Raw genomic sequence first — 26,809 nt, 5'->3', positions numbered from 1 at the left:
AAAGCCGTTTGGTAGCGTTTTTAACGCTTAACTTGAGCGAGAACAAACCGCAAGTGTCCTACGAAGGTATTAGCGGGTTAGTGTCGCATAGTTAAGACGTACTACGGACTTTTAAATAAGGATAACGATAATATATTTACGAAGAGCTTCCGTCTGAAAAATTTCAGATAGGGGGCTCTTTTTTATTATGTTAAAAAATAGACGAGTTGTAAAAAGAAGAAGGGAAGTAGTTGATTTTATTGATGCTACCGAAGAATTGAACACAGAAATGGTGATAAAAATCGTTACGCAGGCATTTCAAGCAGAAGGGTTCAGAAAGCGTACTATCGATGATTATACAAAGCTCTTTCGTTATTTTATGCGAGAGTTGAACATCGATAAAGTTGAGATTATTACAGTGAAGCACGTGCAAATGTATATTAATAAATTGATTAGTCGGGAGTTAGCGCCTGCTACTGTAAATATTCGTATATCGGCATTAAAATCGATTTTTAAGCGACTACATGAACAAGGGTATATAAAAAGTAATCCTGCGGTGGACTTCGTGAAATTACGTACTGATGAAGCGCCAATATTTACGCTAAATAATAATCAAATCAAGCGTCTCTTTTGTGTTGTAGATAAGACTACCTACGCAGGATATAGAGATTATTGCGCTATGTTGCTTATGTTACACTGCGGACTACGTGTGAATGAAGTTAATCAGTTAGAGGCTAACGATTTAGATTTTGATAACCTTACGATTATGTTGTCGGGTGCTAAGAATAAGAATCGCAAAACTAGAGCAGTACCTATGACGAAGAAAATAGGGGAAGAGTTACGAATGCTTATCGATGAAAGTCGGGAGTATTTTGAAGGCACGACAAACGTCTTTCTAACGCAAGATGGAAATTCGATAGATAATGATTTGTTGCGTAAGCGTATGTATCGCTATGGACAATTAGCGGGGCTTTCAAAAGAATGTCGTCCATCACCGCATAGTTTGCGCCATACTTTTGCTACGAACTTTTTAAGAAATGGCGGAAGTGTTAACGCGTTAATGCGAATTATGGGACATGCAGACATCACGACAACTATGCGATATGTCCGTCTAAATGATGAAGCAGTAAAAGAACAATATGAAAAAGTAGCCGCTAAGAACGACTACGGGGTTTAAAGCAAATAAAAGAGCCGTACGCTGCAACGTACGACCCAAAACAATTCAGCTTAGAACTAAATAGCGGAAATCACCGCATATTCAGTAACAATTAAATAACGGACATTACCGTCATTCAGTACCCCCATTATAAATTTTTCAAAAATATAATGCAAGGGGTTTAGTTTCTTATTGTCTTTTTTAGGTGATCGGGAGCGTTGGTGTGCGGTAATTCCGAACGTGGAATTGCCTGTAAACCACGCTAAAAACTGATTGGCTTGCTATCGGTCGTGCGGAAAGTACTTAGTATACTTTTACAAGGATAGCGCTCCGTAGTGTATTCCTATTCATATGCTGCGGGAAGGTGAGAACTTACCTAGACGATCAGTCTTAAAAGGTTCGGGAGGTTATCGTTGTAGTTACGGCTACAGGGAGCGCATTCAGTTTGTCGTGTAGGGACGATATTACACGGACAAGCCTACGTAAAAGGGTGCGTGCGGTGAAATTCGCTAAGTGAATAGGGCTTACATATACGTATACGGCATAACGCAAGCCATGTATAGCACTTATCCTTCTAGCTTTCTTAGTTATTTTTAACTTTGAAATCTAGGGGATAACTATGCTTCCACCGTGCCAACAACTTCCGCTTCACCATGTCAAAAGGCGTTCAAAACCGTCAAGAGATTTAAAAGAATTTTGACCACTAACCGCGAGATGATGAAAACGGGATTTAAACGATACGTAGAGTAAAAACTATAAGATAGAAGAGAAAAAAGAAATAAGAGAATACTACTTAATTAGATGTTAGGGGAGACGTGCCCATAGCGGGAGGCGACAAGGTTCTTCGATTTTCCCTTTAAGATAAACGCAGATATGCGATAATGGAAGAACGATAGAAGGAGGATTCGCGAAGATGAGGAACAGAAAGAACGATAACAACGGCGATAATAATAAACTAACTGAGCGCAATAAAAGGAGATTCGTATTAATTGGTACATTTGTTATGCTTTACGTGACTAAGGCGATTACGATCGCTACAGGTAACGTTTATATCGGCGGGCTAGGCGTGGTTTTAGCTCTAGCGGTGGCGGCTGCGTTTATAACTGAAATGATAGGCAAACGTATTCGTAAACGGAAGGAATCGGAATAGAATCGAATTTGATATCGCAGACTTGTCATGTTAACGGGATTTCTATATACTGCTAACGATATCATGACGCGAAAGGTTGAGATCATGGCGAAGATTAAAGTAGAGTATATCGAAGTTGATGGCGACATAACTGCGGCTAAAATGTGCCGAGGGTGTTCAAAGCTATTACCGTTAGATTTATATTATAAAAATGTGCGTGGGATAGGCGGTGCTGCCAGTAAATGCCGAATATGTTCGTCACGCAGCGAAGGAAGCGCACCACCAGTCGAAGTTGAGCTAATTCGTGTAGAAGGATTGGAAGGTGGATCGGTAAGATCGTTCGTAAGAGGTCGGAAATGTAAGGCGTGCCATATATTAAAATCTTTTAGCGAGTATCACGTAGACACCCACGCGAAAACGGGATATATGGCGGTATGTAAGGCGTGTAGATCAATACATCGAAGTGATACAAACAAGGATGATAAAGAATAGTTGTATGTACATATTTTCTGTTATAGAGTGGTGTGTCTGACTTATACTAATTAGTGTAAGTCTTTTTTATTAGAAGTTAGCGCCAAAATGAAAAAGCTATTCTTTTATATAAAATTGTTGCAATACGAAACAAATGATGGTAATATAATAAGTGTAGTAAATAAAAGACGCGTCAGTTACTAGTAATTACACGAAACAGTGGAGATCCACAATACTCGCAAGATACCATTCACCACAACGATATTAATGCGGATCACCACACGTGAAACCACACGTAATTCCGCACAAAACGAAGGCACAAGAGTATGGAATTTAATACAAAGATATTACGAAGAAATACGCGGCAAAGAGCGGTATATAAACGAACGGAAACCGATCTTCACCATTTGCCACATTGGATGCACGAACATATGGCGGACACCACTCGCCTATATAACGAGGTTACACTATAACTGAATACTGAATCGCTCACCATATTAAATAGACGGCGCTAGGAATCGGATTAACCACCCGAAATCTAGCGTCTTTTTAATTTGGTTCTATTTATGATGAGGTACGTACATTCATAAGAAGCGTACCGTTTTGATGTTCTTTCATGCTCTCCCAAAATTCTTTCATGGCATTACTGTATTTTTCAAAAGATATTTTATCAACATCTAACACTCGTTCCAAATTTGTTGTACGATATAAATCCATTAAACGAGTGCTATTTACTTTTTTAAAGTATTGAGGATATGCCTCATATAGGTTGGTAGAGGAGTAGCCACTTCCATGCTTATAAGTATTGGAGAGTAGATTGCATTCTCGAATCATTTTCCAAATGTCAGTTTCTACTATAAGCTCTTCATCGCCAAAAGGATTAGTAAATGTTAATTTTAATGCGGTGAATAAGTCAGTTAATTTACCGAAATTATTGAAAAAGTTATCATATGCATTCTTATTCTTATTGTCAATATGGGTAAATTTAACTTGATTAATATATTCATTAAAATGATGAGTCATCGCTTCATACAACCATTTCCTTAGTTGTTGTTCGAAAACTTGATATAAATTGCTTAGAGACATTAATTCGAATTGATAATGCATTAGAAATTGTTCATCAAGCCGTTCATATACATATTCACGAATTGAGTCTGCATAATCACCGTAATCAAAGTAATCTGGGTCAATGTAATTAAAATCGATTAGTACATTTTCAGCTTCTTTCACCAATTCAGCTTCTACTTCATCTGTACGAGTATTTAATCGTTCGTATACTGCTTTAAATGTATAGTCATGTGTGTCTTTCAATACGTCATAAATCCGCACGTATTGATCTTTTGCAAAACTATTAAGATAGAATTTAAAGTTTAAGTTTCTTTTTTCAGTAACAGAATCTTTAGGGTTGTTACTACGCTTTCCCAAACTCCTCACAACCTTTTTGTAATTTATTTCAATTTTATCATTTATATAGTGGATAAAGAAGATTGTTTTTATCATCTTTTAACAGAATATACTTTAACCTTCTGTACCCGCGTAACCTTTCGTCTCTCTTCATTCCTAGACTTAGCTAATCTATCAATTATCTACGTTTACTAACTATGTATAAACGGTGATATGACAGTGCCATGACTGCGGTACGTTCGCTTGAAGCGAATTTTTTAGCTTAACTCGCTTGTAACTGGACTCTCAGTTAAGTTATAATGTTGCTATAAGGATACAAAAAGTATCACTTTTGATAAAAAGGTTCGCATATGATCCTAGTGGTGGAATGATGAAAGTCGCTTTCGGGGGTACATGAGTTCACTTAAAGTTCACCTACTAGATTATTTTTTTATATGCATGTTGCCTAAGGGGCAACAATGAGCTAAATGTTCTCAAAATGAAGACTTCGCATACCTAATTAGCAAACTACAGGTTTATAAGTAATATTCTACATTAGATGTGGAATACTATATAAAGAAAAAAGTCTCTCAAGTGCTACCAACACTGAAAGACTTTAGATAAAAATATTACTTCTTTCCTTTGCTCATGTTAATCATTCCCATAACAACCATGAGTAAAGAGCAAACCGCAGTAACGGTGATTGCATCCATATGTATTCACCACCTTACGAAGCTTGTCGTACTACCAATACGACGGGCTTTTTTCGTATATTCGTATTATAACCTATCTTGGTTATAGATTCCAAAAGTTATTTTCTATACAAAAAAAATATGCCTATCCTATGTGTTGTGTTTTGTTTTGAAACTATTAGGGATAAATCTAAAGTAATCACGTTGGATATATCGCAGCGCCTTTTTATTTATATAATATATCGTATAAATAGAATGTGGTTGTTAATGTAAATTATCTGATAATTAAAGGTCAAGTAATCGAATCCCCTTGCGAGAGTAGACGTCACACGCACATGATTAAGCATAAATACGTTTACGTGCGTATACATATATACGAAACTCGTAGGGCGGTACATTTCACTACATTTCGGTAGTAATTCGTGTATATCGCTAGTGATTTGTGATAGATTGCGTATAGCGGGCGATGCACATCGATACATATGTGTAGTATTTCGTGGAGATCGGTAGGATTATCTTCGCATTTCTCTTCGCTACATCAGCACGGCGGTGTATGGAGAGAGCTACTTTGAACTCAGGGGGTTGCGATTTCCTGCGCAGAAACTTATTTAATTTATTTTACGATATGCATACAACTCATGGCGTCATAGAGGTCTAAGGATTCGATCTCAGCGCAACAAAAAAGACACCGACGTTATTTCGCTGATGCCTCGTACTCTTTTACTTTCTTATAGAATGTCGCCTTCTTCATATTAACTGCCGCCATAAATTCGACTGCCATGATCTTCTTCGCTTTCCATTCGCCGTATAGTCGATCCCAGTCTGCGGGAAGTTCCATAACAGGGCGACCGATATGTTTTCCCTTTTCCTTTGCTGCGTCGATTCCTTCTCGTTGGCGCTCCTTTATTGTTCTGCGTTCTTGCTCGGCTATTGACGTATAAACCTCGATAATAATGTTATTGATCATATCGATAACCCAGTCTTGCCCCGCAGGAACGTCCGCCATTGTCGTAGGAAGGTCGATGATCTTGACGCGGATCTTTTCTCGTTTGAAGTATTCTAGATACTCTTTGATCTGCTGCTTATTCCGCCCTAGTCGATCAATCGATTTAATATAGAGCGTATCGCCTGCGCGCATTGCTTTAAGCATATTCTGAAAGCCCTCACGATCCATATCCTTTCCGCTTGCCTTATCGGTATAGATATATTTCTCATCTGTTACATACGGCTGCACCGCTTTATATTGTCGGTCAAGATTCTGATCGTTCGATGATACTCTCAGATATGCGAAATTAATTGTCATAATGAAAACCCCGTTTCTTTTTATCGTTAACCTAAATATACACCGATAGTCTATAAAGGTCAATTGTTTAAAAGACGTCCATAAAGGTTTATTACTAATGATTAATAGACTGGTATATGATCGTTTTTTTAGCGTCTACAAACGTGTACCTTTTTAGACTACTACCCACGAGACGCATAGTATATCAAATAGGGCGCACCATGTACCGTGTTTTCTAGCGAACACACCGCAGTATGTATATTTCACAAGGGCGGTGTATGTTTCCACAATAGCCCGCACTATGTATCGAATACCCCACTATATGACACCCCGATATAACAAGCCCGCTATATGTCCGTACAAATGCCTCTTATATATTGCCGCACCTGCTCGATATATTCCCGCTGCTATTCTCTTCGCTGCGCTAACGTCACGAGACTACACGCTAATAGATTGATACGTCTACACGAATACACCGCACGTCACCACGTCACTATACTGCACCATTACACGGTCATAGCGCTGCGTGTAACGGCTGCTGCGTCTATCGTATGCAATTGTATTCGAATCATTTTAAAGCTGCGTTAAAAGAATCGTGAGAAGAATTATAAAACGTTGTCTTCGGAATGATTCGAGAATCTTCGTTCTTCTTTCTTCGAATAAAAAAGAATAAAAGAATTTAATTAAAACATCTTCGTTTGATCTTCGATTAACAATTAAAGTAACAAAGTTATTAACGAAGTCTTCTAACAAGCGAATGAACGAGTGGAAGCGATCACCGTCAACATTCCGCAGCAAGTCGAAGCGAATCGAGAAGCGAGCACACCACACCGCCGACCCCGAGAGAAAAATCTCGTGACCCCCAACCGCCCCGCCGAAGCACCCGCATCAACGGTATTCACAAAGCGCGCACCATTTTTAACTCGAAGGGTTTATACGCAGCAGCTAACGATTTCACCAACGTCACCCAAAACCCAGCGGTCACACTTCGTAAAAAATTCGCCCAATATATCTAGTCATTGCGCCAATGTTTTCAAGAATAGTATCGCAGCCTTCACCAATATTAGAAAAGTTCGCGTTTATATACGTGTAAGGGAAAACGAGCGAGATAATAAAAAATATTATCGATGTTAACCCAAATCAAAATAGTACGAGCGTTTATGTACGTGTAAGGCAAAGAAGAGAGATGGCGGATATTACTTAAATGTCTTGTACGCTCTTATTTATATCCTTATCTTATGCGTAATAGAAGAACAAAAAAGAACGTAGTTATATTTTTTAGTTATAGTTCTTTAGTTCTTGTAAATCTAGTTGACCTGTAGTGGGCTGCATATTAGAAACGCAGTGTACTTCCTATGAGAAACGCAGTTTACCGCCAACTCATACGCAGTTCATTGCCTCATACGCAGTTTACCGCTAAATAGAAAAGGAGCGATCAGGTAATGAAAACAGAAAATCTAGTCCAACAAGTAGAAGAAACGTTACAAGAAATCAAGAATCACCAGAATTATGCTAAGTCAGCAGTGGAGATCCAAAAGGATATGATCGATCAGCCGATGTTCGATAAATCTATCAATCCTAAAGAAAAAGATCATACGCTAGACTTTATTAAAATGCCGACCAATCTGCGTTATTACTCATACATGCAGGACTACGGCGTAACAGAAAGCGCGTTGATCCTATATCAAATCATTATCGATTTTTTCAATGCGAAGGAAAAGAAAGCATTCCCGTCACAATATCGCCTAGCGATGGAAACGGGCAAAAGTATACGAACGATTAACCATAATATAAAAATTCTGCAAAGCGTCGGTCTAGTTACGGTTAAGCGTCGTGGGATCGGACGTAGCAACGAATATATTCCATTATTACCGCTAACATTAGATGAATTACTCAAACGATTCCCAAAAACCGAGGAACGTTACTATAAACACGCGCTAGCAGTCGAGAAGATTCGCAAGAATGATGAAGAAAAGAAACATGAGATCATGCAGCGCATTGAACGACGCAAGGTGAAGGTAGAAGTGGCATCAGACGATCTAAAAAATATGAGTTTCTAACGAAAAAGGAGAAATGAAAAATGACAAATAAAAAACAATGTACATATTGTAGAGAAGTTAAATATCTAGAGGATTTCCACAAACAAACGAAGGCACACGACGGCTTGCAGCGACGTTGTAAGCCGTGTAATGTCGCTTCAAAAACAACAAATAAATGGACGCCAATTATTCAGATCGAAGTTAACGGAGAAATTATAGATCACCGCGAATGTAAAGACTGCGGCGAAACACTACCGCTAGATATTTTTCATAGGAACGGTCGTGGCGGTCACATCCCGCGATGCAGAATGTGCTATAACGCGAGAATCCATAGAGGTAAGGCGATTTTAAAGGCGCTAAAAGGAAATTAAATAATAAAAAATTAGATTGCTAGTACAATATTAGGTCGATTAGGGGTACAGATAGTATGAAGGAAGAAAGACAATGATCGTTCTAAGCGCAATAATTCTTCCGATTCCCGAATTAGAAGTAGTAAAGACATGTGAAGTTATTAGGTGACAGGATTTCCCCCTGTTACCCCTCTTTTGGGCGTTTGCCAGACGCCACCTTATGATAGTAATTCTTCGAAGATCTACCGACACGTATTCGCCTTCCTGCACGATAGCGTGTCGGTAGATTTATTTTTAAAGTAAAACTAATCAATGACAAGGAGCTAAAAGAATGAATCCTAAAGTATTGTCGTTATTCCTACAATTATCAGGAATCTCACAACATCAATTAGCGAAGATGTTAAACGTATCGCAAGCGACCGTTTTTAATTGGACAATAGGAAAACATGAAATGAAGTATACGCATTACGAATCACTCGTTGATCTCATAGGCGAGCATAACGTTTTCCTACTCGAAGCACAAGCGGGATCAAATGAAGTGATTGCAGCGGATCTCAAAAAACGATTAAAGGAGCGGTTATAATGAGCAATCACGAAAAACTTCTAGTGTCTAACTGCCACGAACTACATGGAAAGAAGTTCTTCCTAACAGTCTTATACGTCGATGGTCAACGCGTTAATGAGTACCTACAAGCCGAAGAGGATATCACGAACCTTAACGAAAGATATCGTGAGTATGTTACAGAAAGCGGCTATGAATGCGATAAAGTTATTGACGTTATGACATCTACGGAATACGTATATATATCGACATTGGGCGATAGTAGGTTATCAGGTCATATCACATCTGCCGAAGAAACATGCGAAACTAAGCGCTTATTCGAGACAAAGATGGTACGTGATACGTTAATCGACCTATATAACTTGGTAGATCCTGCGACACTACCAAAAAAGATTAAAGATCCGAACAGAGTGGAAAAGATATTAATAGCAGTTCTACTAAAGATCGCGAGCGGACTAAATAACTTATCGATGAAATTACAAACGAAACTAGGGGGGCGCAAAATATGAAATGGGAACTATACAATAAATTCAGGGTTCAAGACAAGGAAGCGAACGAATTTATCGCAACATATCAAGAAAAGGTACAAGCTGCAAAAGAAAAAGTAACGGTTGCTACAAAGGCATACGAGACAATTCTACAACGAGAATTCTCGGGCGAGGACGTGGCAGCAGAGAAGCAGAAAGCACTAGATAATATCGAAAAGGCACAAGCTGCGGTAAAAGTTGCCGAAGGGGAACACAGTAAGGCACATGAATACGCCATCGCGAATCTATCGGGAACAATTACCCTCGACGATCTCGTGGATGACTGGCGTAACAATGTTGTACCAACGGTGCGTAGGGAGAAAGTGGATCCCCTTAGACAAAAAGCGCAACAAGGATTAGCGGATTACTATGCTGCGATCCAAGAAATACTTCGTATAGAAGACGATCATACGTGGGTGCGTGAGCATCTGAATGAAAAACTTAGAAAACGCAAGGGCGCAACACAGATCCTACTAGGCGTCACAGGTATTGGGGATATTCCCGAACACCCATCGGATCAAGATTGGTACAACATTGTAAAATACAGACAAGTACCCGCAAGATTTAAAAAATAAATAGTTTAAAATGTCAAGTCACCTATTAATCAGGTGGCTTTTTCTAATTATAAGGAGGAAATAAAATGACAAATACATATTCTAATAATCTTATCGGTGTAAAAGAATCCGTAACAGACGAGTTTTTATTATTAAATCCACTTCAAACACCTATGTTAAACCTGTTAGGTTTCGGAGATCCAGTTACTAGCGTAGAACACGTTTGGTTCGAAGATGAAATGTTCGCACAAGAAAGCACGTTAACGAAGGAATTAACGGTTGGCGCGGCGTTTATTGATGTGGAAGAAACAGACGCATTCCGACCTAAACAAGTGATTCGAGTCGGAGAAGAGTTAATCTTAGTAGTTAAAGTAGAAGGAGAAAAGTTAACAGTAGTTCGTGGATACGCAGGAACAGAAGCGGAAACACACGAAGCAGGTTCAAATATCGAAGTAATGTTCGTAGAAGGTCACGAAGGCGCGGACGCTCGCGACTCCCGTTACAAGCCACGTAAGCGTGTTTCTAATATCACGCAAATCTTCGACGATTCTGTAGAGTTGACGGGTACGGCGCAAGCGATCGCTCAATACGGTATCAATGATGCATACGAAATGGAGAAGCAAAAGAAGCAGCTAGAGTTAGCGTTACAACTAGAAAAAGCAGTCATTAACGGTGTTCGTTACGAGAGAGGCAATACACGTATGATGCGTGGTGTTCGTTCATTCATTCAAACAAACGTAATTAAAGCCGACGGTGCGGCAATTTCAGACGAGCATTTAGTCGAAGCATTCCGTGCTATCTTCGAGAAAAGCGGTTCTACTGCTAGCGGTAACTATAAGATTATCGTAGGAGCTACGCAAAAGATCGCAATCTCAGCGTTTGACAATGCTCTAATTAGATTATCTCGCGAAGATAACGGACGCGGAAACGTAGTAGATCACTTCGTATCTGACTTCGGTAATGCGGAAATCGTTCTTAACAACAACTTACGAAGCGACGAGATCTTCGTGATCGATGCGAATCGCTTATCTATCCGCCCACTACAAACGCGTGAATTCGCTCACACGTTCTTAGGCAAGACAGGCGATTACATGCGTGGAATGTTAGTCGGTGAGTACACGCTAGAATTACTACAAGAAGCAGCACACGCTAAAATCGTAGGACTTGCTTCCTAATGTACCAATTAAGTTTATAAATAAATATAAAGAAACGGCGAAGGCGCTGCTCATTATGAGTGGTGTCTTTTTGTCTTACATAAAAACGAAAAAAGGGCGTGATGAAAAGATGGCAACTGCGGGTGAAATAAAAGCAAAATTAACCCTCGACAATGCGCAATTTAGACGAGGGATGCAGGAAGCACAAACCGAAATGCAAAACACGGCGAATAAGTCGAAACAAACTTCGGAAGGCGTATCGATGTTAGGAAAGGCGTCAGCAGTAGCGGGTGTTGCTATCGTGGCGTCGATCGGGGCTTCCGTAAAGGCTGCGGCGAACTTCGAGCAAAGTATGGCGAAGGTTAAAGCAATCAGCGGTGCGACAGATTCCGAATTCAAACAACTAGAAGCAACGGCGAAGCATTTAGGAGCGACGACGCAGTTCAGCGCCTCACAAGCGGCGGACGGTTTGGCGTTTCTATCACTAGCAGGATTTAAGGCACAAGATAGTATCGACGCAATGCCCGCAGTATTAAACCTAGCGGCAGCAGGGGCGATCGATTTAGGATCGGCGGCAGATATCGCATCAAACATCATGACAGGTTTTGGACTAGAGGCGAAGGATACGAGCAAAGCAGCGGATATCCTAGCGAAGACATTCACTACGGCAAATACTGATATGAATCAATTAGGTATGGCGATGAAATACGTTGCACCAGTAGCGAACGCGTTAGGTTGGGATATGACCGACGCAGCGACGGCAGTAGCGAAAATGTCGGACGCAGGTATACAGGGATCGCAAGCAGGTACGTCATTACGTGCGATGTTACTATCATTAGCGAATCCGACGGGACAAACTGCGAAAGCCTTCGATAAGCTAGGGATCAGCGTAGTAAATTCAAACGGACAGTTCAAACCACTTCCCGAATTGATCGGTCACATTAGTTCTAAGATGGACGGAATGACGGACGCACAAAAAACTGTTACTGCGGCACAATTAGTCGGAACGGAAGCAAGTGCGGGTTTCCTCGCATTACTAGAGCAGGGACAAGGGTCGTTACAGGACTATAAAACAGAATTAGAATTATCGGGCGGAACTGCGGAACGAGTAGCGAAGATCCAACAAGAAACGCTCGTCGGCGCATGGAACGCAGCTAAATCAGCGATGGAAGGTCTAGCGATCGGATTAGGTACAACGTTATTACCTGCATTTACGGCGGTAGTTAATGGAGCGACGGCGCTTGTATCAGGATTAGCGAGCATCGATCCCGCATTTTTATCGGCAGGATTATCAGCAGCGGCAGCAGCTACGGGATTAATGGTAGTCTCGACGAATATCGGAAAGGTAGTCGGTGCGCTAAAGATATTACAAGGCGCGATGAAGGCGAATCCATACGTCGCAGCTATATCGCTAGTTGGTGCAGCTATCGCAGGGTTAACGACTTATGTAAAGAGTGCGAAGAAAGAAACACAAGAGCTACAAGACGTTAATTTAGACACATATAAAAAATTAGGTGAAGATGCTAAAAATCTAGACGAGTTAGCGAATACGCACGACGAGTTAAAAGGTAAAATTAAATTAAGTACCGACGAGTTACTGCGTTACAAAGATATACAAAACGAGATCAAGCGAACCGAAGAAGGTGATTCTAAGAAAAAATTAATCGAAGAGTACGAAGCGTTAGGTAAGAAAGCGGGCGTTACAAAAGAGGAGATGGACAAGTATCTCAAAGCTAACGACGAGATTATTTCTAAAGCACCTGCGACGGCTACGGCATTCGACGGGAAGGGAAATGCAATCGCTAAAACTGCGGACGAAGCGCGTAAACTATCGGATCAATATCGACAAATGCAGCGAGAAGAATTAATTTTAGCACAATCTAAATTAATGATGAGCCAAGCGAAGGATCTAGAGAACTATACGAAGGCATTAGAAAAGGCGCGTGAAGTTAAAAAGGAATTACCGAAGTTAGAAAAAGAGTATAACACGCAGCAAAAGGAATCCGAGCGATTACAGGCGGCTTATAATTCTACATTAGCGGATTCAAACGGAAAAATGACGGAGAAAGCGAAGTTCGCGGGCGAGCAGCTAGAGAAACAAAACAAGATCACGGAAAAAGCGCGTGAAGAATATCGCGAAGCACAATCGGCAACGCAGGAATTTAATGCGCAGACTTTAGCGTTAAACGGTAAATCGATGCAGTACGATAAAATTACAAAAGCCGTTATCGAGGAACAAATGGCAGCGGCGGGCGTTAGCGGTGAAATGTCGAACGCGGTTAGTATGATTAACGATAAATTAAAGGGTGAAATAAAGAACGTCGAAGCGCTAGAAAAGCAGAAAGAAGCAGCGGGCGGACTTACTAAGGAGCAGCAGCAATCGTTAGACGCATCGAACAAAATGGTCGATAAGTTACAAGATGCGAAGGGCAGCATTCAGCAAGCGGAAAATCAAGCGAAGATGTTTAAAGATGGCGTTAAGGCAGTGCAGGATCAGGCTATCGATATGAATAACGAACTAGAAAAGCCGATCAACAAGAAAACGAAGGGAGATACTTCGGACTTTGATGCGAAGAATGCCGAAGCGGATAAAAAAGGATCTAAGGAAAACGTTAAAAAGACGAAGGGTGATACGTCGGATCACGAGAAGAAGAACGCCGAAGCCGATAAGAAAGGGTCAAAAGAGAACACGAAGAAGACGAAAGGCGATACGTCGGATTTCGATTCCAAAAATGCAAAAGCCGATAAGGATGCGCAGAAAGAAAATACGAAGAAGACGAAAGGTGACATCGCGGACGTCGAGAAGAAGAACGCCGACGCTGAAAGGCAAATGAAAGAGGAAGTTACGAAAAATCTAAACATGAACGACAAAGAGGCGAAAGCGCGTCTAGCGGAAATTAAGAAGGAAGCGACGAAAACCGAATTCAAAGACGTCATTATCAACATCAAAGAGTCTATCACACGTACAGTATCGAACATATTCGGTAATGCGGAAAAGCGACACAACGGCGGTACATTATCGCAAACTACGAAGCGACCGAAGTATCATAATGGCGGATCGCCCGCGGGACTTGCAGCGCACCGCCCGAAATTCGACGAAGTAGATGCGCGACTGCTTAAAAACGAGATGGTATTAACACAAGCGCAGCAGGCGAATTTATTTAATGCCCTTCGTACTGCGCATCGACCTAGTAACACAAGTTCGATATTCGACAACAAGGACGACAAAAAGAGCGAGAATGTTACTAAGAATGTCGTTATCAATGTCGCGGAAATGAATGTACGTGACGATCAGGACATCGAGAAGATAGCACAAGAGTTAGCGCGATTAGAAAGATCAAAAGAACGAGCAAGAGGGATCTGATGAATAAATGTGGGAACGCAGAAAGGAGGGAAGCCCAGCGGTTTTCAATTGGCGGCATATATTGCCGTACTAAAGCGAATTGGAGCGATGAAAAATGAAGAAGAAGTTAAAAACGTAGTAAGCGAAGAGATAACGGCAGGCGACGGATAACGACTAGATTACAGTACCAAACGCAGCCGTTATCGGAACTTATCACCGATAGTGTGTTACAATTAATCGAAGCGGAAAACGAGAATCTCCAATTGACTGGACGTGTGATTGGTTGGACAGTTTAAGAAGGTTGTATAAAAAGGGAGATGGCGCAAAGATGGCGAGAGCAAACGAGAATGATATAACGGAGAAATTGGCAGAAGGTCACCGAAAATATGGTGACGGCAACTTTACAATACAGAACATCGGTGATGAAACTAACCCAAATTGGACTGTCGTAAAAAACGTGAGGAAGGGAGCGGCGGGTATTCACGAGGGCGAAGATATATTTAGCATGCGATCAAAATATATAAAATAGTGCGGAGATGGACGGGCATCACTTCGTCTGTCTTTCTTTTTATAGACTATATACGGAAATTGCGATACCGAGAGACGCAATTCTAGACGATTAGATTTAATGTGATGAACAGTTATGGGCTTATATGCGTTCTATTTCGATTTAAGTAGATTAAGAGGGGGAAACGAAAGTAGGAAAACTGCGTGCTAAGGCTAGTGTAGACGAGATTTTTATGCTTGCGTATTAGGTTAGCGTCAGGATATAATATCCATATGTAAAGAAACGAACGTCTACGTGTTGGTGTTCGTATCCTACGTTTAACTTTCGGTAAGAACAAATCGGAAGAAGACGGAGGCAAACCGTTGATATTATCATAATCTCATGCGCCCATAGCTCAGTCGGATAGAGCGGTGGTTTCCGGTACCACGTCTGCCGGGGGTTCGAATCCCTCTGGGCGCGTCAAAAAGTCCTAACTTATGTTTTGTAGGTTAGGACTTTTTTATTTATTCCATTATTCGAGGGCTAAACAAAATAAACTGATAGGAGTTTTATTTTATACGTGTACTTTCAAAATGCCTTGTCTCATTGCTTCTGTTAATGCTTCGGACCTGGATCCTACTTTTAATTTTTTGAAGATTTTTGTTAGGTTGTATTCTACAGCTCTTGAACTCATGTACAGTTCATCAGCAATTTGTTTATTGCTACTTCCTTTAGAGACGGATTCTAAGATTTCTAATTCTTTTTGTGTAAGAAGAGCGGTTTTATTTTCAATTTGTTGAGTTGTTATATCGTCTGTACGTAGTTGACGTAATAAAGAAATAGGAAGCAAAGTATATCCGTTTACAGCTGCACGAATTGCCATTAAAAGCTCTTGCTGAGATGCTGATTTACTAATAATTCCGCTGATACCAGAGTTTATTAATAAATTAAATTGGGATATGTATTCAAAACCTGTGTATAAAATGATTTTTGCATCTGTTTGAATATGTAATATTTTCTGGGCGAGTTCAATACCACTACAATTGGGCATATTCATATCCAAGAGATATACGTCAAAAGGTGTAGCGTCACTTTTTATAAGTGCTTCCTGTTCATTTAAAATATATTCTGCTTGCATATCTTCTTCTAATTCAATCATGCTCTTGGTTCCTTCACCTACAATTTGATGATCATCTACGATTAATACTCGAATCATTATTTACCACCTCGGAACTGTAATGTTTACTTGAAGTCCTTTTTTAGCTGCGGATACTATATGTATTTCTCCACCAATTGATTGAAGCCTTTCTTTTATACCAGAAAGCCCCATATGCTGCTTAGGGGAGTAGGGAGTGTCTATATTAAAACCTTTGCCGTTGTCTCGGTAGTCTAGGAAAATACAGTTATTCTCTTCCCATAAAAAAATCGATACGATAGTTGCCTCGGAATGTTTATCTGCGTTTGTTAGTAGTTCTTGAATGATACGATATAAAGATAAAATTTTGTCAAAATCGTAATAATGTTCTTGAATTGATTCATGATCAAATTGAATTTGAAATTGCACACGTAATTGTGTTTGGGCTAGCAATTCTCTTAATGCACCAATTAAACCAGCGTCTGATAAAAGTGATGGACGCAATTCATTACATGTATCGCGAATTTGTTGTATTACATCGTGCATACCGAAGCGAATTTTTTTTAGTTCATTTTTAAATTCTAGTGGAACGGATTTGTTTTTTAGTAAAGAATCTAGTTTACGGTACCATACGATTTGATCTTGTAATGCAGAGTCGTGTAAATCTGAAGCGAGTCGGCGCCTTTCTTGTTCAGAAATTTGAAAGAGTAGGCGTGATAAGCTTGCAGAATTTGTTTTGGATTCTAAACTCTCCTGCTCTAGAGAATGAATAATTTCATTAATGGTATACAAGTTTTCGTAAATAAGACGGACGTATGTCGTGACAGTGATGAACCATGATTTTTCATGCGTATTATATTTAATATTATTCACTTTTCTTCCAATCCAGATGTAGTGTTTTATATGTTTAGTAGAGTATAAGTAAATGCCGATGCATCCATCATCCTCTAATAAATCATTAATTAGTAATGCTGCCATACTCCATTTTTTCTTTTTAGAAAGTGTGAAATCTTTCGTTTGTCCATATCCGTTACAGAGTGTATATGTGTTGTCTTTCATATCATATTGAACAAATAGAATAAAAGAAGGTTTCAACATCGAAATGATTTCATTAGTGAATTTTTTCTCTAACTCTTCTGTTTTCATAATAGATGATAGCTGTGCGGTAAACTGTTCAATGTTTACGTATAAGTTTGTTTTAGTCCGAAAGAGGTGATTACGGAATGTAAAATCTAATCTTTCTTTTAATATGAGAAATAGAATGTTTAACGGAAAAATAATAATAAAACTTTGCAGTAGTCGAGAGAGAAAATTGTCTTTGTAATAAATGCTCCAGCTCGTAATGATTGCAATTAATAGAGTTGGAATTAGTGACAGAAATGCGTAATACCGTAAACGATCAAATACAAACTCTATATCAAAAATCTGCTTCGTCGCTACTAAATAAAAATAACCGATTGGAAGAGTGATTAGGAACATAGCTCCAATACCTGCTGAGAGAATCGGTGTTCTGAATATTGCATCTGGAAGAGCATAGAGTGTAACGAACGGAAAGAAGGCAATGGAATGAATCGTGAGCATTAATTTTAAAAATGGTTTATGTACTGTACTGTGATATTTGATATAGGCACGGATTAAAAAATATATACAAAAGATAATATTTATTGAAAGGTAAATTAGTTCTAATCCATCGGTATTAACTATCGGAAATGGAATGAACATCGTTAAATTAGAGAGTAATAGTAAAATAATGCCGATTGTAATATCGATTTTTAGAAATCTCATAGAAATAACGTATAGTTGTTTTTTCTTGAATAATTCATTCAACAATAAAATGAGAGACATAGGTGTACCTTGAAATACAATACTTAAAATAATGAGAGCGATAAAATCACCTTTACCAGATTCAACTGCGATTAGAAGACTTGAGGAAGTCATGAATAGAAACGTGATCAAAAAGAATGTTTCCCGGTTCAAAGGCTTCTTTGTATAAAGAAAAATAGATAACCCTAAACAAATAAAAGCGAGTAGGAAGGGAAAGTATACAGAAATAATTTTGTCACGAGAATCAATAAAATGTTGTGTTCCTTTATAAGTTTGGGTGATATCGTCTTTTTTAATTTGTATTTCAGATGCATTTAGTGATTGGTTTTGATATCCAGGAAGTATTCCTAAATGAGGCTTTTCTTTATTTATCGAATAGATTATATCTCCTTCTTTTAAGTCCGTATGAAAAGCCCAACCGGAGGATTTAATTTTTGCTATTGTGTATGCAGTTGAGTCTGTTTTAGAAATAAGAACTCCACTATATGGTTGGTTTATTTTATATAAGATATAGCCTTGTAAACAAAAATACAGGATAGTTACACATAAAATGAAAACGAAGTTACGTTGTATCTGCAACGGTTTAGACACCTCTCTTTGTAGGTATATCGTTTAATTTCTGAATATTTTTATAATAACATTTAAGAAGTTTTCATACAATCAATGTCATCTGTTGAAATTGCGGTGAACCACATAAGAGTGGTTCGCCTTTTTTACGGTAAATACAGTACGGATTGCGGACAATAGCATCAGAAAGAAGTCTATGATAAAGATACAACTTAACAAGTAAATGAAGGAGGCAATAGTGATGAAAAAGTTTTTGTTGATGGTAGGCGGGATTGCATTAGGAATGGCGGTTATTTATTTCGTAAAAAGCTAAAAGGGGATGTTATATATGGCATTTGAAATTCAAGGATTAAATAAAACATTTGGTGAATATAAAGCCGTTAATGATTTAAATATACGTGTAGAAGAAGGTGGAATTTTAGGGATGCTGGGCCGGAATGGTGCTGGTAAGACGACAACGATTCGTATGATCTTAGATTTAATCAAACCGGATAGCGGCCAAATTCTATGGAATAATCGCCCTTTTTCAAAGAAAGACCTATCTATTGGCTATTTACCAGAAGAGCGTGGATTATACCCGAAAATGAATGTAGTGGAGCAATTGGTGTATTTCGGCAAGTTAGAAGGAATGCCAGCTAATCTTGCAAAAAGACATGCGTTACAATGGCTAGAAAAATTAGAAATGACACCACATTTAAAGAAGAAAACAGAGGAATTGTCAAAGGGAAATCAACAAAAGATTCAATTGATTTCAGCGATATTGCATAATCCGGAATTCATCATACTAGATGAGCCATTTAGTGGATTGGATCCTGTAAATGCAGAGATGTTAAAAAATGTTGTGCTCGAGTTAATTGCGCAAAGAAAAACGATTATCTTTTGTAGTCATCAAATGGACAGTGTAGAAACGTTCTGTGAGGAAATTTGTATTATGAAAAACGGTCAACTTGTATTATCGGGTGCTTTGTCAGATATTAAGAAAAGTTATCAGTACAAATATATGACGTTGCAAACGGAAGGGGATATTGAACCTATTCTTAAGAAGAAAAATTTCAATTTTGAAAAAGTTAATCGTACGTTCATGATTAAAGTTAATGATGGAGAGGATGCATTTTCGCTGCTTGAAGATATTAAAACTAAACAATATATCCGAGATGTTTCTATTAAAGAGCCTTCTTTACATCAAATCTTTGTTGAAAAGGCGGGTGCATAAGTAATGAGGAATTTCTGGATTGTTTTAGGGCAAACTTACTGGGACCGTGTGAGGACGAAAATATTTATTGGGATGACATTATTATTAATAGGAGGAGGGATATTCTTATTCTCTTTTCCAACTTTAGTACAAAAGTTTTCTGGAGAGAAAGAAAAAGCAAAGGTTGTATTTATTTCTGAAGCACCTAATGTTACGGTGGATCAATCTAGTCTTAGTAAAGCTCTTCCAGAATGGGATTGGTCTTTAGGAGATAAAACAAAATTAAATCAATATAAGCAAGAATTGTTAGATAGGAAAGTCGAAGCGCTCTTTATATTAAAAGAGGGTGCGGGTGCTGAACCAGTATTAGATTACTTTATGAAGCTGGATAATCCTAAGTTGATTCAAAGTGCACAGGTATTTGTACAAAATCAGTATTTTCAAAGTGCGGTAGTTAAACAACAGTTATCAGAAGAGGCTGTGAAATCACTGACGATGAACGTGCAAGCGACAAAGCAGAACTTAAATAACGAAGAAACAAGTTCATTTTTACTAGTATATTTATTAGTAGCGATTATGTACTTAGCAATCACTTCATATGGAAATGCTATAGCGACAGCAGTTGCATCAGAGAAAGCCTCCCGTGTTATGGAAGTGATGGTTACAAAAGTATCTCCTGTCCATATGGTTTTCGGGAAAATTTTAGGAGTCGGTCTTGCTAGTTTGACACAGTTATTTATTTTCTTCTTTAGTATGGCGTTATATATTAAATCTGGAATTTTCAAGGTATCGGATTCGTTTTTTTGAGTGAATATTGATGTAAATATGATTACAGGTGAGCATGCTGCATATTTCTTGTTATATTTTGTTCTCGGTTACTTCGTTTATGCGGCACTTTTCGCGGTGTTTGGTTCTATGGTAAGCAGGCCAGAAGAATTATCCGGAACAACGATGCCGATTACTCTTATATTGATGGGAAGCTTAGTGGTCGAGTTGTTAGTAGTACTTGATAACCCTGAAGGGCTAGTATCAAGGGTGACATCATATGTTCCGTTTACAGCTCCAATTAGTATGGTAGTTAGGATTATTAATGGATCTGTTGGGAGTTTAGAAATTATTACATCTATGGTTGTATTATTGGCTAGCATCAGCTTAATTGCTATGTTTGCAGCGAAGGTCTATCCGAAAGGTGTATTAAGAAGTGGTAAGAGCCTTAAATTTAGTCAATTGTTAAAAAATAATTAATTGTAGGGGGGAATAAATAATGGGATTTTTTTCGAAAAGAAAACAAAAAATGATGGATAGTAGTGGCGAGAGAAGCGTGAAAAAAATAGTTGAGTTGTCTGTGGAAGAGATGAGAGGAATTCAAGGAGCGTCTAGTGAATCGAACGATTATCTCTATGATTCATATGTAATTAGGAATCAAAGTTCCTTAGCTTTAAATAAGAGGTTTCTTCCTTAATTAAGAATCGTAAAAGAGTAGTTAGGCATAGTGAAGTGTCACTATACCTAAACTGCTCTTTTTATTTTGGAATTGAACAGAGATAAATTTAATGTTGTTATATATAAAATTAAGAGTTACTATTAGTATGTGGTGACAAAACATGAGTTTATCCCGCATTAACGGGCAGTAAGACCCCCACCTCAAAATTCAGCGGAAGCAAAGAAGTTAGGTGGGGGGCGTCTACCCGTAAAAGCCCGATTGGTGAGGGTTGATTAAAGTTTCACTTTATTATTTTCTTTCAATATTATTCAAATTTCGGTTGTAAGTTGTAAATATCATTAATACATATAAATTAATAATATTTTGGAATGGGCGTCTGCGTGAGGATTCTCCTTTTACCAAACTTATTGTACAATAGAAACAAGGGGGAGATTAGTTTGAAGGCAAGTCTTTTACAAGAACAAAGCTTACGTTTGGCAATGACACAAGAGTTAAGGCAAGCGATTACAATGCTTCAGTATAATGTACAAGAATTATCGGAGTTTTTGTATGAGCAATCGTTAGAGAATCCCCTTATTGAGTTAGGTGGTTTTGAGAGGGAGAAGAAGAAGAAGAGCTCTAACAACAGTAAAAGTACCAGCAAACAAGTCGAGAATCAGATGGAAATCTACAGTGTGGATTCTACAACGATTCAGCAACATTTATTAAATCAAATACAGTATTATAAAATAGAAGAAGAAGAGCGAAAAATAGCTTCTTTCATTATTATGAACATGGATGGAAATGGGTATTTACAAGAAACGAATGAAGAATTAGCAGATCTCCTTTCTGCGCATATTCATGTAGTCGATCGCTCTGTAGAGATTGTCCAATCACTTGAGCCAGCAGGGGTAGGAGCGCGTAATATTCAGGAATGTTTAACCTTGCAATTGAAGCGCTTACAAAGAAGAAATGGATTAGCGGAAGATGTTGTAGAGGAGCACTTTGCTTATTTCGTGAAGAAGGATTGGCGAAAGCTCGTTCATGTGCTGAAGTGTAGTAATGAAGAATTACAATCGGCGGTGAACTGTATTACATCATTGCAGCCGAAACCGGGCCTTGCGTATTCTTCGGATAAACCACTGTATATTGTGCCTGACATGGCAGTGAAAAAAGAAGGCGATCGCCTCGTTTTACAGATGAATGAGAGAAATATGCCGAGAATTGAAATTCACTCTGAGTACAGTGCGCTTCTTAATAATAGTGAAAGTGAAGTAGCGTCTTACGTTTCAGAAAAGTATCAGCATGTGCAATGGATTATGCGCAGTTTGAAACAGAGAAAACAAACACTTCTGCAAGTGATGACGATTATTATGGAAAAACAACGTGATTTCTTTTGGGAAGGTCCAGCGTATTTAAAGCCGCTCGCTTTAAAAGAGGTGGCGGAAGAGCTAAGTGTGCATGAGTCTACGATTAGTCGTGCAACAAGAAATAAGTATGTGCAAACGCCACACGGTTTATTTGAGATGAAATCGTTCTTTAGTAATGCAGTTTCGACGACAGAGGATGAGGCAGTTTCAACGAAGCGAGTGAAACAGTTTATTCAAACGCTTGTGGAAGCAGAGAATAAGAAAAAGCCACTCTCAGATCAAAAGATTTCAAAATTATTAGAAGAAGAGCATGAAATTGTTATTTCTCGAAGAACGGTGGCGAAGTATAGAGAACAAATGCATATCCCAGCTTCGTCATTGCGAAAAACAATCGGATAGGTGAAGAAGATGAAAGTTGTGCTGTATACAAAAAAGGATTGTGGTCTTTGCGTGCAGGCGAAACAAGTTTTGCAGGAAGTACAATGTGAATATTCTTTTCAAATTGAGGAAATAGATATATATGAAGATCATGACCTTTTAGAAAAATATCACTTAATGATTCCGGTTGTAGAAATAGACGGAAAACAAGTAGAATATGGTAACATTCACAAAGGTGTCATAATAAACTATATAAAGAATGCAGTTAAGAGTTGAATAAGTTTCTATCTCCTGTTACAATAATACACGTAGCAGGGATTATTTTTTTAACCCACGTGGGACACAAAATGTCACTACGGGACGTAAAGTGACCACCGAGGGAAAATGAACCAATGTAGTGAGGAGAAAAGATATGCGCTCATGGATTCAGAACACAAAAAAATTATTACCTGATCTGCTACCTGTTATGCAAACGAGAATGCAAATTCTTCAATACATTAGGCTCATGCAGCCGATTGGAAGAAGAAACTTATCAGCAAGCCTCGGTATGACAGAACGAGTATTGCGAAGTGAAGTTCAAGTTTTGAAAGAACAAAACTTAGTTCACGTCGCTTCTTCTGGAATGACTTTGACAGAAGAAGGAACAGCTTTAGTTCTTGCTTTGGAAGACTTTATGAAAGAAATTTCCGGGTTAAAGGTTTTAGAAAAACAACTTAAGGAAACATTAGACTTGGATGAAGTTTTCGTTGTCCCTGGTGATAGTGATGAATCACCTTGGGTCAAACTGGAGATGGGCCGTGCTTGTGTGACTTGTATAAAAGACCGTCTGACAGCGAATAATATCGTTGCTGTGGCTGGAGGAACTACGCTAGCTGCTGCTGCGGACATGATGCAACTTGATTGCAAAGATTTACATATGCTATTTGTCCCAGCACGTGGTGGAATTGGAGAAGGTGTTGAATTAGAAGCCAATACCATTTGTGCCAAGATGGCGCAAAATACGATGAGTAATTATCGCTTATTGTATGTTCCAGACCATGTTAGTAGCGAAGCATATGCGTCTATTGTGACAGAGCCTTCCGTGAAAGAAGTTCTTGAGTTGATTCGATCTTCCAATATCGTCATTCATGGAATAGGTGATGCGTTAACAATGGCACGTCGCAGAAGTACTTCAGAAGCAGATTGGTTAAAGATTCAGGCAAGCGAAGCAGTTGGCGAAGCTTTCGGTTACTACTTTAATGAAGAAGGAAATGTTGTTCATAAAGTAAGAACAGTTGGTATGCAACTTGAGGATTTACAAAATGTATCTCACGTTGTTGCAGTCGCTGGAGGTTCTTCAAAGGCAAAAGCAATACAGGCTGTAATTAAACAAGGGCACACTTCAATTCTAATTACAGATGAAGGTGCAGCAAAACAGTTAACAAAGGGTTTTACCCTTTAATATAATCCCCCAAGGAGGAAATTCAAATGACTAAAATTGGTATTAATGGATTTGGACGTATCGGACGTAACGTATTCCGCGCAGCTCTTAACAACTCTGAGGTAGAAGTAGTAGCAATCAACGACTTAACAGATGCTAAAACATTAGCTCACCTTTTAAAATATGACACAGTTCACGGAACTTTAAATGCAGAAGTATCTGCTAACGAAAACAGTATCGTTGTTAACGGTAAAGAAATTAAAGTTATCGCTGAGCGTGACCCAGCTCAATTACCATGGAGCGACTACGGAGTAGAAGTAGTAGTAGAATCTACTGGCCGTTTCACTAAAAAATCAGACGCTGAAAAACACTTAGGTGGATCAGTTAAGAAAGTTATCATCTCAGCTCCAGCTTCTGACGAAGATATCACTGTAGTTATGGGTGTTAACCACGAACAATACGATGCAGCTAACCACAACGTAGTATCTAACGCTTCTTGTACTACAAACTGTCTAGCTCCATTCGCTAAAGTATTAAACGAAAAATTCGGCGTAAAACGCGGAATGATGACAACAATTCACTCTTACACTAACGACCAACAAATCTTAGACTTACCACACAAAGATTTACGTCGTGCTCGTGCAGCAGCTGAAAACATGATCCCAACATCTACTGGTGCAGCTAAAGCTGTAGCATTAGTATTACCAGAACTTAAAGGTAAATTAAACGGTGGCGCTGTACGTGTTCCAACTGCTAACGTTTCTCTTGTTGACTTAGTTGTTGAACTTGACAAAGAAGTAACAGTTGAAGATGTAAACGCAGCATTCAAAGCAGCAGCTGAAGGCGAATTAAAAGGTATCCTTGGATACAGCGAAGAGCCATTAGTATCTATCGACTATAACGGATGTACAGCTTCTTCTACAATCGATGCATTATCTACAATGGTAATGGAAGGTAACATGGTTAAAGTACTTTCTTGGTACGATAACGAAACTGGTTACTCTAACCGCGTAGTAGACTTAGCAGCTTACATGACTTCTAAAGGTCTTTAATTCTTAATTATATAAGCAATCAATGACAAAACGAGGGAGAGGGTTTGTTCCCTCTCTCTCTTCTTTCGTTTTAAAAGCAAATGTGTTAAGCTTTTGAATGGGTTTTGTCAATCCTAACTAGTAGTCGGAGGGAAATCCAATGAACAAAAAATCAATTCGTGACGTAGATTTAAAAGGTAAGCGTGTATTTTGCCGCGTTGATTTCAACGTACCTATGAAAGAAGGCAAAATTACAGATGAAACTCGTATCCGTGCAGCTCTTCCTACAATTCAATATTTAGTAGAGCAAGGTGCGAAAGTTATTTTAGCAAGCCACTTAGGCCGTCCAAAAGGTCAAGCGGTAGAAGAATTACGTCTTACTCCAGTAGCAGCACGTTTAGGCGAGCTTCTTGGTAAAGATGTTAAAAAAGCAGACGAAGCATTCGGACCAGTTGCACAAGAAATGGTTGCAGCAATGAACGAAGGCGACGTATTAGTTCTTGAAAACGTACGTTTCTATGCGGGCGAAGAAAAGAACGATGCAGAACTTGCGAAAGAATTTGCAGCACTTGCTGACATCTTCGTAAACGATGCATTCGGTGCAGCTCACCGTGCTCACGCTTCTACAGCAGGTATCGCAGACTACCTACCAGCAGTATCTGGTCTATTAATGGAAAAAGAGTTAGATGTATTAGGTAAAGCACTTTCTAACCCAGAACGTCCATTTACAGCTATTATTGGTGGTGCGAAAGTAAAAGATAAAATCGGTGTAATTCGTCATCTATTAGACAAAGTAGATAACTTAATCATCGGTGGCGGACTTGCTTACACGTTCGTTAAAGCTTTAGGTCATGAAATTGGTCTATCTCTATGTGAAGACGACAAGATTGAACTAGCTAAAGAATTTATGCAACTTGCAAAAGAAAAAGGCGTAAACTTCTACATGCCAGTTGATGTTGTAATCACTGAGGAATTCTCTGAAACTGCAACAACTCAAATCGTTGGTATCGACTCTATCCCTTCTAACTGGGAAGGCGTAGACATCGGTCCTAAAACACGTGAAATTTATGCAGATGTAATTAAAAACTCTAAGCTTGTTGTATGGAATGGACCAATGGGTGTATTCGAAATGACTCCATTCGCAGAAGGTACAAAAGCAGTAGGACAAGCATTAGCAGATGCAGAAGATACATACTCTGTTATCGGCGGTGGTGACTCTGCAGCAGCTGTTGAAAAATTCGGTATGGCTGATAAAATGAGCCACATTTCTACTGGCGGCGGTGCGTCATTAGAATTCATGGAAGGTAAAGAGCTTCCAGGTGTAGTTTGTCTTAACGACAAATAAGTAGCAGCCAAAGAAA

Annotated in this window: 24 protein-coding genes, 1 tRNA gene and 1 pseudogene; 21 read left to right on the top strand and 5 right to left on the bottom strand. The window is 38.9% G+C overall.

The genetic code is table 11. The features are described 5' to 3' along the window. Nucleotides 1–187: 187 nt before the first annotated feature. From C4S65_RS16135 to C4S65_RS16125, 3 genes are all read left to right on the top strand, one after another. A complete protein-coding gene (locus C4S65_RS16135) occupies nucleotides 188–1,156 on the top strand; it encodes a tyrosine-type recombinase/integrase (protein WP_103945294.1) in 969 nt (322 codons plus the stop codon). 892 nt (nucleotides 1,157–2,048) lie between these two features. Then, complete coding sequence (locus C4S65_RS16130; protein WP_103945293.1) at nucleotides 2,049–2,285, top strand: hypothetical protein; 237 nt, start codon at nucleotides 2,049–2,051, stop codon at nucleotides 2,283–2,285. A gap of 84 nt (nucleotides 2,286–2,369) precedes the next feature. Next, nucleotides 2,370–2,756 (top strand): hypothetical protein, encoded by a 387-nt coding sequence (locus tag C4S65_RS16125; protein WP_142391541.1) that lies wholly within the window; start codon nucleotides 2,370–2,372, stop codon nucleotides 2,754–2,756. 543 nt (nucleotides 2,757–3,299) lie between these two features. Here C4S65_RS16125 and C4S65_RS16120 read toward each other — a convergent pair. The 3 genes from C4S65_RS16120 to C4S65_RS33995 all read right to left on the bottom strand — a co-directional run bounded on the left by C4S65_RS16120 (nucleotide 3,300) and on the right by C4S65_RS33995 (nucleotide 6,923). Further along, entirely contained in the window at nucleotides 3,300–4,160 is an 861-nt protein-coding gene (locus tag C4S65_RS16120; RefSeq protein WP_142391540.1) for a hypothetical protein, read from the bottom strand. Between the two features lie 1,344 nt (nucleotides 4,161–5,504). Then, on the bottom strand, nucleotides 5,505–6,113 hold the full coding sequence (locus C4S65_RS16115) for a recombinase family protein (protein ID WP_103945290.1): 609 nt from the start codon (nucleotides 6,111–6,113) through the stop codon (nucleotides 5,505–5,507). Nucleotides 6,114–6,665: 552 nt separating this feature from the next. Next, nucleotides 6,666–6,923 (bottom strand): hypothetical protein, encoded by a 258-nt coding sequence (locus C4S65_RS33995; protein WP_142391539.1) that lies wholly within the window; start codon nucleotides 6,921–6,923, stop codon nucleotides 6,666–6,668. A gap of 611 nt (nucleotides 6,924–7,534) precedes the next feature. Here C4S65_RS33995 and C4S65_RS16110 point away from each other — a divergent pair. The 10 genes from C4S65_RS16110 (at nucleotide 7,535) to C4S65_RS16070 (ending at nucleotide 15,588) form a co-directional block, all read left to right on the top strand. Next, the gene (locus C4S65_RS16110) at nucleotides 7,535–8,152 is read left to right on the top strand and encodes a helix-turn-helix domain-containing protein (protein WP_103945289.1); all 618 of its coding nucleotides are present in this window, start codon (nucleotides 7,535–7,537) and stop codon (nucleotides 8,150–8,152) included. 104 nt (nucleotides 8,153–8,256) lie between these two features. Beyond that, on the top strand, nucleotides 8,257–8,502 hold the full coding sequence (locus tag C4S65_RS16105) for a hypothetical protein (protein WP_141526999.1): 246 nt from the start codon (nucleotides 8,257–8,259) through the stop codon (nucleotides 8,500–8,502). A 310-nt stretch (nucleotides 8,503–8,812) separates the two neighbouring features. After that, nucleotides 8,813–9,064 (top strand): helix-turn-helix transcriptional regulator, encoded by a 252-nt coding sequence (locus tag C4S65_RS16100; protein ID WP_098285630.1) that lies wholly within the window; start codon nucleotides 8,813–8,815, stop codon nucleotides 9,062–9,064. Nucleotides 9,065–9,087: 23 nt separating this feature from the next. Next, nucleotides 9,088–9,552, top strand: a complete 465-nt coding sequence (locus C4S65_RS16095; protein WP_258043871.1) for a hypothetical protein — start codon at nucleotides 9,088–9,090, stop codon at nucleotides 9,550–9,552. Beyond that, nucleotides 9,549–10,145, top strand: a complete 597-nt coding sequence (locus C4S65_RS16090; protein ID WP_098285628.1) for a hypothetical protein — start codon at nucleotides 9,549–9,551, stop codon at nucleotides 10,143–10,145. Before C4S65_RS16095 ends, C4S65_RS16090 begins: the two co-directional genes overlap by 4 nt. 65 nt (nucleotides 10,146–10,210) lie before the next feature. Next, entirely contained in the window at nucleotides 10,211–11,299 is a 1,089-nt protein-coding gene (locus tag C4S65_RS16085; RefSeq protein ID WP_098285627.1) for a DUF5309 family protein, read from the top strand. Nucleotides 11,300–11,354: 55 nt separating this feature from the next. Beyond that, nucleotides 11,355–14,642, top strand: coding sequence for a phage tail tape measure protein (locus tag C4S65_RS16080; RefSeq protein WP_258043870.1), 3,288 nt, complete (start codon nucleotides 11,355–11,357; stop codon nucleotides 14,640–14,642). Between the two features lie 9 nt (nucleotides 14,643–14,651). Beyond that, nucleotides 14,652–14,792: a hypothetical protein gene (locus C4S65_RS34390; protein WP_181032133.1), complete on the top strand. Its 141-nt coding sequence runs from the start codon at nucleotides 14,652–14,654 to the stop codon at nucleotides 14,790–14,792. 157 nt (nucleotides 14,793–14,949) lie between these two features. Continuing rightward, nucleotides 14,950–15,150: a hypothetical protein gene (locus tag C4S65_RS16075; protein WP_000090085.1), complete on the top strand. Its 201-nt coding sequence runs from the start codon at nucleotides 14,950–14,952 to the stop codon at nucleotides 15,148–15,150. Between the two features lie 362 nt (nucleotides 15,151–15,512). Then, nucleotides 15,513–15,588 (top strand) — tRNA-Arg (locus C4S65_RS16070). 94 nt (nucleotides 15,589–15,682) lie between these two features. Here C4S65_RS16070 and C4S65_RS16065 read toward each other — a convergent pair. Then, a complete protein-coding gene (locus tag C4S65_RS16065) occupies nucleotides 15,683–16,324 on the bottom strand; it encodes a response regulator transcription factor (protein WP_000621764.1) in 642 nt (213 codons plus the stop codon). Nucleotides 16,325–16,327: 3 nt separating this feature from the next. Next, on the bottom strand, nucleotides 16,328–18,646 hold the full coding sequence (locus C4S65_RS16060; RefSeq protein ID WP_086790542.1) for a sensor histidine kinase: 2,319 nt from the start codon (nucleotides 18,644–18,646) through the stop codon (nucleotides 16,328–16,330). A 316-nt stretch (nucleotides 18,647–18,962) separates the two neighbouring features. Between C4S65_RS16060 and C4S65_RS16055 the strand changes: the two genes are divergently transcribed. The 8 genes and pseudogenes from C4S65_RS16055 to C4S65_RS16020 all read left to right on the top strand — a co-directional run bounded on the left by C4S65_RS16055 (nucleotide 18,963) and on the right by C4S65_RS16020 (nucleotide 26,793). Next, nucleotides 18,963–19,847 carry an ATP-binding cassette domain-containing protein gene (locus tag C4S65_RS16055; RefSeq protein WP_000863493.1) on the top strand — a complete coding sequence of 295 codons (885 nt, stop codon included), beginning with the start codon at nucleotides 18,963–18,965 and terminating at the stop codon, nucleotides 19,845–19,847. 3 nt (nucleotides 19,848–19,850) lie between these two features. Continuing rightward, nucleotides 19,851–21,071 (top strand): annotated as a pseudogene (locus C4S65_RS16050) (ABC transporter permease). Nucleotides 21,072–21,090: 19 nt separating this feature from the next. After that, complete coding sequence (locus C4S65_RS16045; RefSeq protein WP_000505576.1) at nucleotides 21,091–21,288, top strand: hypothetical protein; 198 nt, start codon at nucleotides 21,091–21,093, stop codon at nucleotides 21,286–21,288. 419 nt (nucleotides 21,289–21,707) lie between these two features. Beyond that, nucleotides 21,708–23,018: an RNA polymerase factor sigma-54 gene (rpoN, locus tag C4S65_RS16040; protein WP_000647941.1), complete on the top strand. Its 1,311-nt coding sequence runs from the start codon at nucleotides 21,708–21,710 to the stop codon at nucleotides 23,016–23,018. Between the two features lie 9 nt (nucleotides 23,019–23,027). Continuing rightward, entirely contained in the window at nucleotides 23,028–23,273 is a 246-nt protein-coding gene (locus C4S65_RS16035; RefSeq protein ID WP_000869733.1) for a glutaredoxin family protein, read from the top strand. 136 nt (nucleotides 23,274–23,409) lie between these two features. Further along, nucleotides 23,410–24,438, top strand: a complete 1,029-nt coding sequence (gene cggR / locus C4S65_RS16030; RefSeq protein ID WP_001258185.1) for a gapA transcriptional regulator CggR — start codon at nucleotides 23,410–23,412, stop codon at nucleotides 24,436–24,438. 26 nt (nucleotides 24,439–24,464) lie between these two features. Next, a complete protein-coding gene (gene gap, locus C4S65_RS16025; protein ID WP_000161234.1) occupies nucleotides 24,465–25,469 on the top strand; it encodes a type I glyceraldehyde-3-phosphate dehydrogenase in 1,005 nt (334 codons plus the stop codon). Between the two features lie 139 nt (nucleotides 25,470–25,608). Next, a complete protein-coding gene (locus C4S65_RS16020) occupies nucleotides 25,609–26,793 on the top strand; it encodes a phosphoglycerate kinase (protein WP_001036332.1) in 1,185 nt (394 codons plus the stop codon). The last annotated feature ends 16 nt before the right edge of the window (nucleotides 26,794–26,809 follow it).

It is taken from the genome of Bacillus sp. ok061, from assembly GCF_900108285.1.
Lineage (GTDB): Bacteria > Bacillota > Bacilli > Bacillales > Bacillaceae_G > Bacillus_A > Bacillus_A thuringiensis_S.
The sequence above is the reverse complement of the archived record's forward strand: the minus strand, read 5'-3'. Positions and strand labels throughout refer to the sequence as shown.